Genomic DNA, 15,156 nt, shown 5'->3' with positions numbered 1-15,156 from the left:
CTTCGGTTTACGCGTCTCTTCTGCAACCTTGCGCACGATCTCGGCTGGGTCCGCCCAACCGATCCAGCCGGCGAGCTGACGTGCGTACTCGTTGCGCAGGGTGGCATCCCGAATATCGGCGATGACCGGCACCGCCCGGCGCAGAGCCTGCAAGCGACCTTCCACGGTGTCCAAGTTGTACTCGGCGATCAGCGCGCGAATCACGAACTCGAACATTGGAATCCGGGAAGCAACCAGGTCCCGGACAGCGGCGTCACCACGGGCCAACCGCAGATCGCATGGGTCCATGCTCTCGGGGGCCACGGCCACGAAGGACTGTCCGGTGAATTTCTGGTCGCCTTCGAAGGCGCGCATGGCTGCCTTTTGCCCAGCTTCGTCGCCGTCGAAGGTATAGATGAGTTCGCCACGGAAGTAGCTGTCATCGAGCATGAGACGACGAAGCATCTGCAGGTGGTCTTCGCCGAAGGCAGTGCCACAGGAAGCAACGGCGGTGGTGACGCCAGCGGCGTGCATCGCCATCACGTCGGTGTAGCCTTCCACGACCACGGCCTGGTGCCCAGCAGCGATGTGCTTCTTCGCCTGATCCAGGCCGAACAGCACTTTCGACTTGTTGTACAACAAGGTATCGCGCGTGTTCATGTACTTGCCGAGCTTGTCGTCGTCGAAAAGCTTGCGAGCACCGAAACCGATCACGTCGCCAGAAGTGTTTTTGATCGGCCACAGCAGGCGGCGGTGGAACTGGTCGATGGGCCCGCGTTTGCCCATTTTGGACAGCCCCGCTGCCTCGAGTTCCTCAAAGGTAAAGCCCTTGCGCAGCATGTACTTGGTCATGGTGTCCCAGCCCGCCGGCGCGTAACCGCAACCAAACTGGTGGGCATGTTCGGCGGAAAAGCCCCGCTGGGTGAGGAAGTCGCGGGCTGGTGCCGCCTCGGGGGTTTCCAACTGGGCGCGGTAATACTCATGCGCGTGCCGGTTAGCCAAGATGAGTCGCTGCCGAGTGCCGGGCTCTTCCCTACGGCCTGATCCCCCGCCCTCGTAGTTGATCCGGTATCCGATTTTATCGGCGCAGATCTCGACGGCTTCCGGGAATGTAATGTGTTCCATCTTCATCAGGAAGGAGAACACGTCGCCACCCTCACCAGAGGAGAAGCAGTGGAAATATCCGCGGTTGGGGCGGACGTGAAAAGACGGAGTCTTTTCGTCCTTGAACGGTGACAGTCCCTTGAGCGAATCCGCACCTGCAGGCTTGAGCTGCACATATTCGCCGACGATCTCCTCAATGAGGGTTCGTTCGCGAATCGCTTCGATGTCGCTTTGGGGGATCCTGCCTTTGGCCATGACATACACCTTAGTTGCTATCTGACATGATGGTTCCTATGGCATCTCAACCTAAAGCCCTCGCCGGAGTGGGTGGCGTTCTTGTCGTACTGGCCGCCGCCTTCTTCGGGTTTGACCTGGGCCCGGGCCAGTCCAAGGACCCCCAGCCGACGACTGCAGCTACCGCGAAGCCGACGGCCCAGAATAAGCCGTCCGCGAAGAGCAAACCGAAGGACGGCCAGTGCCCCGTCGATACGCTCCCGAATCAGGTGGATCCGGTCATTGACGGCATTCTCGCTGGCCAGAAGCCGAAGTACCCGGAGAACGACGGCGTGCGCTTCGGTAACTACGAGGGCCGCCTGCCCAAACAGGACCGCAATTACTACCGCGAGTACACCGTGGACACCCCTGGCCTGAACCACCGCGGTGAGCGACGCATCATCGTCGGCGGCGGTTCCAAGACCGACCCCGACGTCTGGTACTACACCGACAATCACTACGAGAGTTTCTGCGAGATCCCCGATGCCGAATAGCACGCTACTTATCGACGCCCGCCGCGCGTCAACCCTTCCCGAGGCCTATGCCCTGATCGCCGGAAACCACCAGCCGACTCCACGGAATTTAGACGGTTTTGCCGACTACCTGCGAGAAGTCCAAGTGAAAGCCCTGGTGCTCAGGGGCTGCCGACTCCAGATTCGCGACTACACCTCGCTCGCTAATGTGTGCCGTGACCAGGGCGTGAAGATCTCTACCCTGGGCTGACAGTTACGAAAAGAACACCGACACCTCGGCCGAGTTCTTCGCCACTCTCTCCAGCCGAGTTTCCGTCATGGACGCGATCTGGTCAATGATCACGCGTTGGCGGGCAGCATCAGAGTCGGCCATGGCGTACCACGATTGGAACAGCGGATCTAGGGTGCCGGGAGCGCCCAGGCAGAGATAGTCATACACCCGATTGATGCGTTCACGCTGGCGGTCTTGGCGCGCCAAGTGCCCTGGATCGTCCATGACATAGAGGACTGCGATGGTCTTCAGCAGCTTGACTTCGTTGATCGCGGATTCCGGAACAATCAGATCACCGTACTGCCGACCAATTACTTCGTTACCAGCCCGCGTCGAAGCCACGGTGATGCCCACATACCGGCCGACCAGCTCGGATGTCATCGCTTTCAACGAGACGAGGGCAGACAGTGACGCATCGTATTCCGACGAAGCGCGAACGACGGCTAGTTGGCGTAGTCGGTCGGCGGCGTCGATAAGCGCCTCGGGCTCTCCACCAAAGGCGCGAGCACCTTTTTCGGCCAGGGCGGCGAGTTCGACCAAATCCCACAGGACGGACAAATCGATGCGACCGGAGACGATGCCGTCTTCGACATCGTGCACTGAATAGGCGATGTCATCGGACCAGTCCATCACCTGGGCTTCGATGGGTTTACGCAGGTCGTCGTGGCCGTCGCGCAGCCAGTCCAGCAGCTCCCGGTCTTCCTCGTAAGCACCATACTTTCGGGGATTGTGCTCGCGCGTCCACGGGTACTTACACGCGGCATCAAGGGAGGCGCGGGTGAGGTTGAGCCCCAGACTTTCCGTTCCCGACATGATCTTCGGTTCGAGACGACTGAGGATGCGCAGAGTTTGGGCATTGCCTTCAAATCCGCCGCACAGGTCGGCCAACTGATTGAGGGCGACCTCCCCGTTGTGCCCATAGGGCGGATGGCCGATGTCGTGCGAGAGCGCTGCGAGTTCACACAGGTCCTGATCGAGGCCGAGTCCCCCGCCGATGCCACGAGAAATCTGGGCGACTTCCAAAGAATGCGTCAGCCTGGTGCGCGGGGTATCGCCGTCGCGAGGACCAACAACCTGAGTTTTATCGGCGAGGCGTCGCAACGCCGCGGAGTGCAGCACTCGTGCGCGGTCACGGGAGAACGCGCCGCGGTGTTCGGGCTCGGAGCCAGGCATGGAGCTGCCCTTACTCGGCTCGACAAAGCGCCGCTCGACATCCGCCGCCGAGTATTCATACTGCGTAGTCACGGGTTCGATTGTGCCTGCTTTCCAGCACAATCAGTGCGCACCTCGCCGTGAGACAGGTAACCTTATGCAGTATGAACGGCCTTCGTAAATTCAGCGCTTTGTCCCTGTGCACCATCGGTCTCGGATTGGGCTGCGCCGGCCCCGCGTTTGCGGCCGAGCAGTTCGTCGCTCAGGCACCCGTGACTTACACCAAGACGGTGACGGATTCCGCCGACATCATCACGCCTGCGCAGGAGGCGGAGTTGGAGGCCAAAATCAAGCAGGTCCAGAAGGACACCCAGAAGAAGGTCTATGTGGTGTTCGCGAAGGACTTCGCCGGTATGACGGGTGATCAGTGGGCTACCCAGGCGCTCAAGAAGAATGAGGGCCCCAACGTGGTGGTCTTTGGTGTCTCCCCATCGACGAGAGACTACGGCATTTCCTACGGTGGCAGCTTTAGTTCTTCTGATCAGCAGCGCATTGACAAGGCCGCCTACGACAAGTTGGTGGATGAGGACTACAACGGCGCTGCCTTGGCGCTTGTCGACGCCGTTGATGCCAAAGCCAGCGGTGGCGGCGGCGCCATGGACAGCAGCGATATGGGCTGGTTGGGCGGTGGCGCTGCAGCTCTCGGTGGCCTAGGCATCGGCGCGTATGCGCTGAGTAAGCGCAAACGCAAGCAGACCAATACCGCCATGGTGGAGGACGCGCGCGCGATCGATCCGAAGAATGTGGGCGCGCTGCACTCCCTGCCCACTGAGGTATTGGAAGAACGAGCCCGTGAGGAACTGGTGAGCACCGACGAGTCGATTCGCCGTGGCCGCGAGGAACTGGATCTGGCGATCTCCGAATTCGGTGCGGAACGCGCCCGCCCGTTCACCAAGGCAATGAATAACTCCACGTCAACGCTGCAGCGCGCATTTGGGCTGAAGCAGAAGCTGGATGATTCGATTCCGGAGTCTGAGGCGGATCGACGCGCCATGCTGGTGGACATCATTTCTTCTTGTGGCCAGGCCGATGATGCTTTGGACAAGGAAGCTGCCGACTTTGCGGAAATGCGCAACCTGCTGATCAACGCCGATTCCAAGGTAGACGAGCTCACCCGCACGACTATTGACCTGCGTACTCGAATTCCTCGTTCGGTGGAGATTCTCGAGGGACTGAAAGGTCGCTATGATTCCACCGTCATCGCCGGTATTTCGGACAACGTCGAACTTGCTACCGCTGCGCTCGGCGAGGCGGAGAAATCCTTGGAGTCCGCACGCGCTGTAGTCCATCTCCCTGCCGGTGAACAGGGCCGACTCATCGAGGACATTCGACGGGCGGAAAACGCCACCCAGAAGGCAGACCAGCTCCTCTCCGGCATTGAGCACGCCGAGGAGAACATCGCTGTGGCCCGGGACCGCTTCCCTGCCCTGGTGCAGGAGGTTAACGCGGAGATCGCTGAAGCAGCTCAGCTCGAGCGTCAGGCAGCGAGCCAAGGTACGCAAGCCGATTGGGATGCGTTGCGGCGGGTGATTTCGGAGGCTCAGTCGGTGCTGCAAAGCTCCCAAAGTGCTGCGAACACCGACCCACTCGGGGCCTACAATGCCCTCGTTGAAGCTGACACGCACGTCGACGAGCAACTGGACAAGGTGCGCGCCTCCGCCGCTGATCAAGCGCGCACCCTTCAAGTCTTTGACAACACGCTGCGTTCAGCAAACAGCGCAATCCAGGCCGCCGAGGACTTGATTTCGACCCGAGGAAAGGTTGTCGGCGCGCAGGCACGCACGCAGCTTGCCGACGCCAAGAACCTCCAAGCCCAGGCACTAAATATTCGCACTTCCCGCACTCGCGAGGGCATCGAGTTTGCTCGTAAGTCCCTCACTGCCGCGCAGCGCGCCTCAAAATCGGCGCAAAACGACGTTGATGATTACCGCCGCAGGCACCAATCCAGTGGCGGATCCAACATGGGTGGCATCGTCACCGGCATGTTGATTAACGAAATGCTCAGTGGTGGCGGCGGCTGGGGCGGTGGCTTCGGCGGCGGCGGTGGCTTTGGTGGTGGCGGCGGTTTCGGTGGTGGCGGCGGCTTTGGAGGGGGCGGCGTCTCCGGCGGCAAGTTTTAGCCGGCTACACCCGTGGCCTGCGCACCGGAGAATCGACGAGGACGCAGGCCCAGCTCAGAAACACAGCATGCATATCCGGCAGTGTATCTGCTAGATCGGTGCCCACCATTTCGACTTTGCCGCTGATCATGGGGCGCACGTACGCCAGCGGACCCGACGCCCCTCTGATACAGCGTTCCTTCCGCCACACTGAGGTGCGTTCCAGGATGTAGGACGCGTTTCCGCAGGATGCGATCAGGGTACTGACGGTGAAGCCGCGTTGGCTCACCGTGAAGACTTCCCCATTAGTGGACGTCGCCCGAGCCCGGAAATGCAAGGGCCCGGGCGAACACTCGATCAGGAGCCTATCCCCGTCTACATCAATGACATCTGAGCGCACCGTCGCCAACAGCCGACCGGGCGAGTCAAACAACTCGTTTCCGATCCACGTCCAGCGAGGAGGCACGTCCGACATCGGTTCTCCGACTAGTTAAAGAAAACGAAAATGATGAACGGTGTCAGGATAAGCAGAATCAGCGTCAACATCCAGGTGGAAGAGACAAGTCGCTGCTCAAGGGCGATGCGGGACAGCCACGCGAGGAACACTTTCTGCTCCTCGCTGAGCTTGGCATCATCCTCGAATTCCACGGCTACATGGCGAACGCCACTGTTGGCACCGGTGAACTGACCGAGCTTCACGTCGTTTTCATCAATGATCCAGTCGGACTTTTGTTCATTGATGAAGTCGATGCTGCGCTCACCCACCTGTGCCACGAACCGCTTGGACTTCTTGAAGCCCTTTTCAGCCTCAGCCGACCAGGTCACCTCGCCATTGCTGGCGGAGGCGACGGTGTCATTCAAGGTGAAAGACCACTCTTGGCCGTCGATAAGCGCGGTTGAGCTGTCGTCTTTTATCTTGAAGTCGACGATCTTCTCACCATCTTCGGACAGGGAGATGACACCATTCTTGCGCTGGCCCCACTGCATCTCAGTCATGATTAGCAGCCCACGAGGCGTGCGGCGAGGTAAGCCTGCAGCTCGGAAACGGGAACGCGCTCCTGGCTCATGGTGTCGCGCTCGCGAACGGTGACAGCCTGGTCCTCGAGGGTGTCGAAGTCGACGGTGACACAGAACGGCGTACCGATCTCATCCTGACGGCGGTAACGACGACCGATCGCACCGGAGGTGTCGAAGTCGATGTTCCACAGCTGGCGGAGCTCCTTCGCGATCTCCTGCGCAGGGCCCGTCAGCTCTTCCTTCTTGGACAGCGGCAGCACCGCAACCTTGATTGGTGACAAGCGACGATCCAGCTTCAGAACCACGCGCTTATCGACGCCACCCTTGGCGTTAGGAGCCTCATCCTCGGTGTAGGCATCGATGAGGAATGCCATGAGGGAACGGGTCAGGCCGAAGGAAGGCTCGATCACATACGGATGGTACTTCTCGCCAGTGACCTGGTCGAAGTACTTCATGTCGTCCACGGAGTGCTCAGTGTGCTGGGACAGGTCGTAATCCGTGCGGTTGGCGACGCCCATGAGCTCGCCCCACTCGTTGCCACCGAAACCAAAGCGGTATTCGAAGTCGATGGTGCGATCGGAGTAGTGCGCGCGATCATCGGAAGGAACATCGAACTGACGAAGGTTCTCTGGATTGATGCCGAGGTCGATGAACCAGTTCCAGCACGCGTCGACCCATTCGTCGAACTTCGCTTCCACCTCAGATGGGTGTACGAAGTACTCGATCTCCATCTGTTCGAACTCGCGGGTACGGAAAATGAAGTTACCCGGGGTGATCTCGTTGCGGAAAGCCTTACCCATCTGGCCGATGCCGAATGGTGGCTTCATGCGAGCGGTGGTGGCAACGTTCTTGAAGTTGATGAAGATGCCCTGGGCAGTCTCCGGACGCAGGTAGGCCAAGCCTTCCTTGTCGTCTACCGCACCGAGGTAGGTCTTCATCAGACCGGAGAACATCTTTGGCTCGGTCCAGTTGCCTGGCTGGCCGGTTTCTGGGTCATTGATATCAGCCAGACCATTTGCTGGTGGGTGTCCGTGCTTTGCTTCATACGCTTCGATGAGGTGATCAGCGCGGTACCTCTTATGGGTGTGAAGTGACTCAACCAGTGGGTCGGTGAAGGTCTCAACGTGGCCGGAAGCTTCCCAGACCTGGCGGGGTAAAATGATGGAGGAATCCAGACCCACGACGTCATCGCGGCCTTGCACAAAGGTGCGCCACCACTGACGCTTGATGTTCTCCTTGAGCTCAACGCCAAGCGGACCGTAGTCCCAAGCAGAACGGGTACCGCCGTAAATCTCACCACATGGGTAGACCAAACCACGACGTTTTGCCAGGCTAACTACGGAATCGATTACTGAAGCCACGACACTCCTTGAGTGATCATCGTTCGCAGATCATCCGCCAGACCCTCGGTTCGCCATATTCCGGAGTGAACTGGCAATACCCGAGCCGCCCAGGGCTGCGACACAAAATAAGGTTTGACTCGACTGGCTGCCGAGCTTGACTTGTGCCCTCAAGTGTAACGAAGTGTGCCCAATGTCCCTCAACTAGGCCTTGACCAGCAGTTCCAAGGTGGGTTTAACTGGATACATAAGGCATTTTTTGCATATTTGACCTGGGCATAGTCAGGAAGTGAACCGCCGTGAACACGAAGGTCGAGACGCTCCTCGATCTTGATCGAGATTTCGCCGGAGCCGAAAAGATCATCCGCGCATTGGACTCGCAATTGAGGATGAAAATCCTCTACCTCCTCAAACCACAACCTCGTTGCGTTCATGAGTTAGTTGAGTACCTAGGCTCCAGCCAACCTCTGATCAGCCAGCATCTCAAAGTGCTGCGCAGCGCGGGGCTCGTCAGCAACGAACGTCGAGGCCGGGAAATGTACTATTCCCTCACTGAAATGGACGTTATCCCCATTTTGGAAGCTACGTTTGCGCGAGTTCGCGTATCTGACAGCGAAAAGTTGTAGACGTGGTAACTTAATTTTTGATAGGCACAATTGTTTAGGTCCGAAAGGCACTCGGTTCACGATGTCACCTCGAAGTGATTCACCAATACCCAAGCTTGGGCAACGAAGCACCCGCCAACGCGCAGCGGTCATCGAGGTCCTTCGTGATATCGATACCTTCTCTTCTGCCAAGGAAATCCACCAGGCGCTCACCGAACGCGAAGCGAAGGTGGGACTCACCACCGTTTACCGCACGCTTCAGTCGCTTGCCGATATCGACGCCGTGGATGTCCTCCACATGTCCGGTGGTGAAACGCTGTACCGCCACTGCGAATCCGACCACCATCACCACCACCTGGTGTGCACCAAATGTGGCACCACGGTAGAAATCGCCGGAAACGAAGTGGAAACGTGGGCCGACAAGGTTGCCAAAGACCACGGATTCCAGCTGGTGGGTCACACCGCCGAAATCTTCGGTCTGTGCAAAAACTGCGCAGCCTAAGTTACTGAAACTCCAAACACCCAGCCAAGACCATAGGTAATGGCTGCGGCTCCGAGTCCGATGGCCACTTGGCGCAACGCGCGCAAGAATGGCGGGGCTCCAGACAGCACACCGACCACGCCGCCTGTGATCATGAGCGCCAGTCCGACGAGCACGCACGCGATGACGGCAGCAACTGCAGTGGACAGCCCGAACAAGAACGGGATGATCGGAATCAGCGCGCCAGAGGCGAAGAACAGGAACGAAGAAATCGCGGCTGCCGTGCCACTTCCCACCACTTCCCCCTTGTCGTGGGTAGTGTCCAGCACAGCGGAGGCCGATGGGTGATGGATCGAGCGAATCACCAACTGTGCCCGTTTCTCTGCCTCGTCAATTGCTATGCCCCGGGCGCGGTACACCAGCGCCAATTCATTTGCGTCGACATCGAGGGCAGGGATCGCGGAGGTAGCGTCGGGATTCGGCTTGGAGGCGTCGAGAAGCTCGCGCTGAGATGACACCGAAACATACTCACCAGCACCCATGGACAGCGCACCAGCGAGCAAACCGGACACGCCGGTGAGCAGTACAAAGTGGTTGGAAACGCCGGATCCGACGATGCCCAGCACCAGTGCAAGATTGGACACCAGCCCGTCATTCATGCCAAAGACGGCGGCGCGAAAATTGCCCGACATTTGCTCGCGACCACGTTCGGCAAGACCTCGGACTACTTCGGCGTGGATGCGCTCGTCGGCATCCATTTGCTTCGTCGCATCGGCGTCGGTGGCATACGGGCTGCGGGATTCCGCAGACTGCATGAGTGCAAGGGCGAATACGGAACCGAAGTACCGGGCAAGAAAGCCATGCGCCACGGTGGAAAAGTCCGGGCGGGCCTTTTCATTGGCATGCTCACCGAGCAGCGAACGCCAATGATCTTGGTGACGGGACTCCGCCTCGGCCAGAGATAGGAGGATCTCCCGCTCTTCGCCCTCCTTGCGTTTGGCGATGTGCCGGTACACCGCAGCTTCAGCCCGTTCGTTGGCAAGGTAGCGCTGCCAACGCTTGATCTGCTGCTTATTAGGCACGCTACTTCACTCCTCCAAAGCGACGATCGCGCTGGGCGTACTCGAGGACTGCGTCGTACAGATCCTGCGGGGTGAAGTCTGGAAACAGCTTGTCCTGGTACACCATTTCGGCGTAGGCCGACTGCCAGATAAGGAAGTTGGAGGTGCGCTTCTCACCGGAAGGGCGCAGAAACAGGTCCACGTCCGGCATATCTGGCTCGTCCAAGAAGTTGGGGAAGGACTTCTCGGTAATGTCTTCGGGACGCAGCTGGCCTGCCGCTGCCCGGCGTGCGATCTCTCGAGTCGCGTCGACGATCTCAGCACGACCACCGTAGTTCACACACATGGCCAGTGTCATGCGAGTGTTGTCCTTCGTTAGTTCCTCGGCGGCCTCGAGCTCCTTGATCACCGCGCGCCATAGACGGGGACGGCGGCCCACCCAACGTACGCGCACGCCCTTCTCGTTCAGAGTGTCACGCTGACGGCGCAGTACATCGCGGTTGAAGCCCATAAGGAAGCGGACTTCATCAGTGCTGCGGCGCCAGTTCTCCGTAGAGAAGGCATAGGCAGACAGGTATGGGATTTCCATCTCGAGGCAGGCGTCAATGACATCCATGAGAACTGCCTCGCCGCGCTTATGGCCTTCGGTACGCTTCATCCCCCGCTGTTCGGCCCAGCGGCCGTTTCCATCCATCACTAGTGCGATGTGGTTGGGGCGAAACTCGTGCGGAATATTTGGTGCAGTCACTTGATCTATCTTAGTGGTTCCAGCCGGAGTCCACGAAGTTTAGCGACTTCACGCTGCGCTCCAGGTGCCACTGAAGATGAGCACGGGTCAGTTGATGAGCTGCCCCCAGTAGGTCAGAAAACTCAGCGTCGTGGGAGGCCGTCTCAACAGCATCCCAAGCATCATGCATAAACCACCACATCAGGCGCAACGCCTCAGTGGGGGGTGTGGCGCAGCCAGACAGGTGGCAATTTTCACACAACGCTCCCCCAGCTCCTGGGTGAAACGCGTAGTGTGGGCCCGGCGCACCGCAGTGGGCACAGTCAAACAGGCTGGGTGCCCATCCGGCAATATCCATAGCCTGCAGCAAGAAGGCATCCAACACCGCAGTGGGATGCGAGGCGTTTTGTATCCGGCGCAAGGCAGTCACAGTGAGCTCGAACAGTTCACCTTCGTGGTAGCTGAGCTGTTCGGCAGCCTCCAAAATTGCGCTGGCCGCGGTGTAATGCTCGTAGCTTTCGATAATGCCGGAGCCAAAGTACTCCACGGTGTCCGCGCCGGTGAGAGTATCCAGGTTCCGGCCGGGGTACAGCTGCACGTCGAGGAGCACGAAAGGTTGCACGCGGGATCCGAAGCGCGATTTCGCCCGCCGCACGCCCTTTGCGACGCCCCTGACCAGCCCACGTGGCGTGAGCAGCACCACGATTCGGTCGGCTTCCCCGAAGTCATAGGTGCGCACCACGAGGGCGCGCTCACGGTAGGACTGCATCTAGAATCCGAGGCGCCCCAAGGCCTTCGGGTCGGACTGCCAATCCTTCAGCACCTTGATGCGCAGGTCGAGGAACACTTTCTGGCCGATTAGCTTCATGATTTCCTGGCGAGAGTTGTGGATGATGCGTCCCATGCGGCGATTGTCTTTGCCCATGAGGATGGTCTTCTGTCCAGGGCGTTCCACATAAATGACGGCATGGATATCCAGCACGCCCTCACGTTCTTCGCTCGGCAGGATCTCGTCAATCTCCACTGCGACGGAGTGCGGCAGCTCCTCCTTGAGGCCGGAGAGCGCCGCTTCACGGATGAGTTCGGACATCCGCTTTTCGGTGTCGTCGTCGGTGATGTGATCGTCCGGATAGTACTTGGGTCCCTCAGGGAGTTGGGCGGCCATGACGTCGACGAGCACGTCGATCTGCTCGGACTCCTTGGCAGAGACCGGCACGACCTCGCACTCGCCACCGAGTAATTCATGCAAGGCCATGAGCTGAGCGCCGACTTCATCACGCTTGACCTTGTCAATCTTGGTCACTACGCCCATGACCGTGGTCTTGGGAGCAGCTTGGCGCACGGCATCGAGGATCCAGCGATCACCCGGGCCGATCTTCTCGTCGGCGGGGATGACCAAGCAAATCAGGTCAACGTCGGAGTAGGTTTCCTTGACCATTTCATTGAGACGCTCACCCAGCAAGGTGCGTGGTCGGTGCAGGCCCGGTGTGTCCACCACAATGATCTGCGCATTGTCTCGGTGTACGAGTCCGCGAATGGGATGGCGGGTGGTTTCCGGTTGGTTGGCAGTGATGGCGATCTTCTCGCCTACCAGCGCGTTGGTCAGGGTCGATTTACCGGTGTTCGGCCGGCCTACGAAGCTAACGAAGCCGGAGCGGAAGCCATCTTCGGTAAATCCAAGTTCTGTCATGAAACGAGTGTATCAACCACATCGACAATCGCCGATGTCACGCGCATGCGACCTCGACGATCTCGGCTGCCCTCGGTGGTCAATTTCAGTCCCGCGACCTCTACCTGGGCACCCGGCAGGGGAACTCGGCCGAGTTCGTAAGCAATGAGGCCACCGACAGTGTCAACTTGTTCGGAGAACTCCTCAAAGTCCACCTCCACGTCGAGTTCTTCATCGATGAGTTGAGCCAGGTCATCCAGAGAAAGTCGCGACACAACCCGGAATTGGTGCTCCCCAAGCCGCTCCACCGGGGCGACCTCGGTGTGGTCGTATTCGTCGGCAATCTCGCCGACAATTTCTTCCAGAATGTCCTCGATGGACACCAGGCCGGCGATGCCACCGTATTCGTCAACCAGCATGGCAATGTGATTGCGGTGCAGCTGCATGTCATGGAGCAGGCTATCCAGTGACTTAGAGTCCGGCACGAAAGTAGCGCCCCGCATCACCTCGTCCACTCGCACGGACTTGCCACCATCGGGCAGATGGTAGGTCTTTTGCACCAGATCTTTCAGGTACACCACGCCCACGATGTCATCAACGTTCTCGCCGATCACAGGAATACGAGAGTGGCCCGAGCGTACACACAGCGCAGTAGCTTGACCTGCGGTCTTATCCCGTTCGATCCAAATCATCTCCGGGCGCGGCACCATGACAGAACGCGCGGTGGTGGACGCAAGGTCGAAGACATTTTGGATCATCCGGCGCTCTTCGACTTCCACCACGCCATGTTCCTGCGCGATGTCCACCATTTCTCGCAGTTCGATTTCAGTGGCGTATGGGCCATCGCGGAAACCAGAGCCAGGCGCAAGTCGGTTACCCAACCAAATGAGCACCTTCGGGATTGGCCCCAACACGTAGGACATCGAGGTTAGAAATATCGACGAATTGAGCGAGACCGTATACGGATTCTGACGGCCAGCAGTGCGCGAAAACACACCGATGACGGCGAAAGTCACCAAGGTTAGCGCCACTACAGCCACGGTGATGGCCAACGGCCGGGAATCGAAAAACTCGATGCACAGTGTCACGGTGAAGACCGCGGCGACGGCGTCGAGAAGCGTGCGGAGCAGCACGAGCAGGTTAATGTGCTCGGCGCGCTTTGTCACAACCTTGAGCAGGGCTTCCGCGCCCGGTCGTTCCTCTTTGACCAGTTCTTCCACCCGCGCGCGCGAAATGGAAGAGACGGCTGATTCAACCGTCGTGAGTGCGCCCGAGATAACGAGCGCGAGGAGCAGCAGTATCGCGCTCGTCATCAGCCCAATTGCTCCCGATCTGCAGCACTTGGGAAGGCACCTGGGCCGCTCGGCTTAGGCTGATACGTGACGCCGCGCTTCTGGACATCCTCATACCAGTCAGCCAGCAGCTCATTTTGCAGAGAGAACATCTCTTGCTCCTCTGCTGGGGTGACATGGTCGTATCCGAGCAGATGCAAGCAGCCATGGACGGTGAGTAGGCACAGCTCGTGGCCCAAATCATGGCCCGCGCGCTCGGCCTGATCCTTGGCAAATTCTGGGCAGAGCACGATGTCTCCGAGCATGGCCGGCCCCATCGGAGCAGCATCGGGACGACCAGAGCCTGGGGTGAGCTCGTCCATGGGGAAGCTCATCACGTCGGTCGGACCTTCGAGGTCCAGCCAGCGCAGATGCAGGTCCGCGATCGTGTCCAAGTCGACGATGTGAATGCTCATCTCCGCAGCTGAATGCACATCCATGCGAGTCAGGGCGTAGGAGGCGACGTCAATGAGCATTTCCTCGTTGACTCCGTCGTAGCCCGATTCGTTGAAAACCTCGATGCTCATAGGAAGTCCTCTCCACGCTGTGCTTCGTAATCATCGTATGCGTCCACAATACGTCCAACCAATGAGTGCCGGACTACGTCTTCGCTGCGAAGTTCTGCGAAATGAACATCCTCCACCCCGCGAAGGATGTCACGCACCACGCGCAGGCCGGACTTTTGGCCACCCGGCAAGTCCACCTGCGTGGTATCGCCCGTGACCACCATCTTCGATCCGAAGCCGAGACGGGTCAAAAACATCTTCATCTGCGCCGGTGTCGTGTTCTGAGCCTCGTCCAGAATGATAAAAGAATCGCTCAAGGTGCGGCCACGCATGTACGCCAGCGGCGCAACCTCGACGATCCCGGACTCCATCAGCTTCGGGATCATCTCCGGTTCCACCATATCGCGCAGCGCATCATGCAGCGGACGCAGATAAGGGTCAATCTTTTCGTTCAAAGTGCCTGGTAGGAAGCCAAGCTTCTCCCCTGCTTCCACAGCAGGACGAGTCAGGATGATACGGCTGACTTGACGGGCGTGCAGCGCCTGCACTGCCTTTGCCATGGCCAGATAGGTCTTACCCGAACCGGCCGGACCGAGCCCAAACACGATCGTATTCTCATCAATCGCATCCACATACTGCTTTTGGCCCAGCGTCTTAGGCCGAATGACTTTGCCCTTGCGCGCGATAATGTCGGCAGCCAACACCTCCCGCACCGACTTCGGCGCGTCCTGGGTGACAATGCTAACTGCGTTTTTCACGGTATCGGTGCTGATCACATGACCGCGCCGAGCGATGGCCTGCAATTCATCCAGCACCTTCTTCACCCGCGCAACCTCGTGATCTGGACCGGTAAGGGTCATCTCGGTCCCACGAACAAAAATGTCCACCGGGATGAGGTTTTCCAGCACTCGCAAGTTGTCATCGGCGATGCCTAGGACCGTGCTCGCGTGGGTTTCATCCAACACGTAACCTTGCGTGATGATGTCTTCGCGCTTGTAGATCGCCAAA

Annotated in this window: 16 protein-coding genes and 1 pseudogene; 5 read left to right on the top strand and 12 right to left on the bottom strand. The window is 59.1% G+C overall.

What is annotated here, in order from left to right:
* A pseudogene (gene dnaG, locus CKALI_RS03600) lies at positions 1-1,338 on the bottom strand (DNA primase); the annotation flags it as partial.
* A 38-nt stretch (positions 1,339-1,376) separates the two neighbouring features.
* Between dnaG and CKALI_RS03595 the strand changes: the two are divergent.
* Positions 1,377-1,850, top strand: a complete 474-nt coding sequence (locus CKALI_RS03595) for a ribonuclease domain-containing protein (protein ID WP_156191998.1) — start codon at positions 1,377-1,379, stop codon at positions 1,848-1,850.
* Positions 1,840-2,079: a hypothetical protein gene (locus tag CKALI_RS03590; RefSeq protein ID WP_156191997.1), complete on the top strand. Its 240-nt coding sequence runs from the start codon at positions 1,840-1,842 to the stop codon at positions 2,077-2,079. Before CKALI_RS03595 ends, CKALI_RS03590 begins: the two co-directional genes overlap by 11 nt.
* Positions 2,080-2,082: 3 nt before the next feature.
* Here the strand turns inward: CKALI_RS03590 and CKALI_RS03585 are convergent, their stop codons facing one another.
* Positions 2,083-3,345 carry a deoxyguanosinetriphosphate triphosphohydrolase gene (locus tag CKALI_RS03585; protein WP_156191996.1) on the bottom strand — a complete coding sequence of 421 codons (1,263 nt, stop codon included), beginning with the start codon at positions 3,343-3,345 and terminating at the stop codon, positions 2,083-2,085.
* A gap of 71 nt (positions 3,346-3,416) precedes the next feature.
* Between CKALI_RS03585 and CKALI_RS03580 the strand changes: the two genes are divergently transcribed.
* A complete protein-coding gene (locus CKALI_RS03580) occupies positions 3,417-5,432 on the top strand; it encodes a TPM domain-containing protein (protein ID WP_156191995.1) in 2,016 nt (671 codons plus the stop codon).
* Between the two features lie 4 nt (positions 5,433-5,436).
* Here CKALI_RS03580 and CKALI_RS03575 read toward each other — a convergent pair whose 3' ends face one another.
* The 3 genes from CKALI_RS03575 to CKALI_RS03565 are packed head-to-tail and all read right to left on the bottom strand — an operon-like array spanning position 5,437 to position 7,789.
* Positions 5,437-5,886, bottom strand: a complete 450-nt coding sequence (locus CKALI_RS03575) for a hypothetical protein (RefSeq protein WP_156191994.1) — start codon at positions 5,884-5,886, stop codon at positions 5,437-5,439.
* Positions 5,887-5,897: 11 nt separating this feature from the next.
* Positions 5,898-6,407: a hypothetical protein gene (locus CKALI_RS03570; RefSeq protein WP_156191993.1), complete on the bottom strand. Its 510-nt coding sequence runs from the start codon at positions 6,405-6,407 to the stop codon at positions 5,898-5,900.
* Positions 6,408-6,409: 2 nt separating this feature from the next.
* Positions 6,410-7,789 (bottom strand): glycine--tRNA ligase, encoded by a 1,380-nt coding sequence (locus CKALI_RS03565; RefSeq protein WP_156191992.1) that lies wholly within the window; start codon positions 7,787-7,789, stop codon positions 6,410-6,412.
* A 278-nt stretch (positions 7,790-8,067) separates the two neighbouring features.
* On the opposite strand from CKALI_RS03565, the gene CKALI_RS03560 reads away from it, so the two are divergent.
* The gene (locus CKALI_RS03560; RefSeq protein WP_231580523.1) at positions 8,068-8,394 is read left to right on the top strand and encodes an ArsR/SmtB family transcription factor; all 327 of its coding nucleotides are present in this window, start codon (positions 8,068-8,070) and stop codon (positions 8,392-8,394) included.
* 61 nt (positions 8,395-8,455) lie between these two features.
* A complete protein-coding gene (locus CKALI_RS03555) occupies positions 8,456-8,875 on the top strand; it encodes a Fur family transcriptional regulator (RefSeq protein ID WP_156191991.1) in 420 nt (139 codons plus the stop codon).
* Here the strand turns inward: CKALI_RS03555 and CKALI_RS03550 are convergent.
* From CKALI_RS03550 to CKALI_RS03520, 7 genes are read right to left on the bottom strand one after another with little or no spacing between them, the layout of a single operon-like run.
* Positions 8,872-9,936 carry a VIT1/CCC1 transporter family protein gene (locus CKALI_RS03550; protein ID WP_156191990.1) on the bottom strand — a complete coding sequence of 355 codons (1,065 nt, stop codon included), beginning with the start codon at positions 9,934-9,936 and terminating at the stop codon, positions 8,872-8,874. The two genes, CKALI_RS03555 and CKALI_RS03550, sit on opposite strands and share 4 nt — an antisense overlap.
* A gap of 1 nt (position 9,937) precedes the next feature.
* The gene (locus CKALI_RS03545) at positions 9,938-10,672 is read right to left on the bottom strand and encodes an isoprenyl transferase (RefSeq protein ID WP_156191989.1); all 735 of its coding nucleotides are present in this window, start codon (positions 10,670-10,672) and stop codon (positions 9,938-9,940) included.
* Between the two features lies 1 nt (position 10,673).
* Positions 10,674-11,411 carry a DNA repair protein RecO gene (gene recO / locus CKALI_RS03540; protein WP_156191988.1) on the bottom strand — a complete coding sequence of 246 codons (738 nt, stop codon included), beginning with the start codon at positions 11,409-11,411 and terminating at the stop codon, positions 10,674-10,676.
* The gene (gene era, locus CKALI_RS03535) at positions 11,412-12,332 is read right to left on the bottom strand and encodes a GTPase Era (protein WP_156191987.1); all 921 of its coding nucleotides are present in this window, start codon (positions 12,330-12,332) and stop codon (positions 11,412-11,414) included. It lies immediately after the preceding gene.
* Entirely contained in the window at positions 12,329-13,624 is a 1,296-nt protein-coding gene (locus tag CKALI_RS03530) for a hemolysin family protein (protein ID WP_156191986.1), read from the bottom strand. Before CKALI_RS03530 ends, era begins: the two co-directional genes overlap by 4 nt.
* A complete protein-coding gene (ybeY, locus tag CKALI_RS03525) occupies positions 13,624-14,169 on the bottom strand; it encodes an rRNA maturation RNase YbeY (protein WP_156191985.1) in 546 nt (181 codons plus the stop codon). The genes CKALI_RS03530 and ybeY overlap by 1 nt, the downstream gene beginning before the upstream one ends.
* Positions 14,166-15,155: a PhoH family protein gene (locus tag CKALI_RS03520; RefSeq protein WP_197079788.1), complete on the bottom strand. Its 990-nt coding sequence runs from the start codon at positions 15,153-15,155 to the stop codon at positions 14,166-14,168. The genes ybeY and CKALI_RS03520 overlap by 4 nt, the downstream gene beginning before the upstream one ends.
* Position 15,156: the final 1 nt, after the last annotated feature.

It is taken from the genome of Corynebacterium kalinowskii (assembly GCF_009734385.1).
GTDB classification, from domain to species: domain Bacteria; phylum Actinomycetota; class Actinomycetes; order Mycobacteriales; family Mycobacteriaceae; genus Corynebacterium; species Corynebacterium kalinowskii.
The sequence above is the reverse complement of the archived record's forward strand: the minus strand, read 5'-3'. Positions and strand labels throughout refer to the sequence as shown.

Bases quoted from the DNA above. Each gene is read 5' to 3' on its own strand.
- CKALI_RS03590 (WP_156191997.1), top strand. From the start codon at position 1,840: ATGCCGAATAGCACGCTACTTATCGACGCCCGCCGCGCGTCAACCCTT.
- era (WP_156191987.1), bottom strand. From the start codon at position 12,332: ATGACAGAACTTGGATTTACCGAAGATGGCTTCCGCTCCGGCTTCGTT.
- CKALI_RS03575 (WP_156191994.1), bottom strand. From the start codon at position 5,886: ATGTCGGACGTGCCTCCTCGCTGGACGTGGATCGGAAACGAGTTGTTT.
- recO (WP_156191988.1), bottom strand. From the start codon at position 11,411: ATGCAGTCCTACCGTGAGCGCGCCCTCGTGGTGCGCACCTATGACTTC.
- CKALI_RS03555 (WP_156191991.1), top strand. From the start codon at position 8,456: ATGTCACCTCGAAGTGATTCACCAATACCCAAGCTTGGGCAACGAAGC.
- CKALI_RS03580 (WP_156191995.1), top strand. From the start codon at position 3,417: ATGAACGGCCTTCGTAAATTCAGCGCTTTGTCCCTGTGCACCATCGGT.
- CKALI_RS03530 (WP_156191986.1), bottom strand. From the start codon at position 13,624: ATGACGAGCGCGATACTGCTGCTCCTCGCGCTCGTTATCTCGGGCGCA.
- ybeY (WP_156191985.1), bottom strand. From the start codon at position 14,169: ATGAGCATCGAGGTTTTCAACGAATCGGGCTACGACGGAGTCAACGAG.
- CKALI_RS03570 (WP_156191993.1), bottom strand. From the start codon at position 6,407: ATGACTGAGATGCAGTGGGGCCAGCGCAAGAATGGTGTCATCTCCCTG.
- CKALI_RS03595 (WP_156191998.1), top strand. From the start codon at position 1,377: ATGGCATCTCAACCTAAAGCCCTCGCCGGAGTGGGTGGCGTTCTTGTC.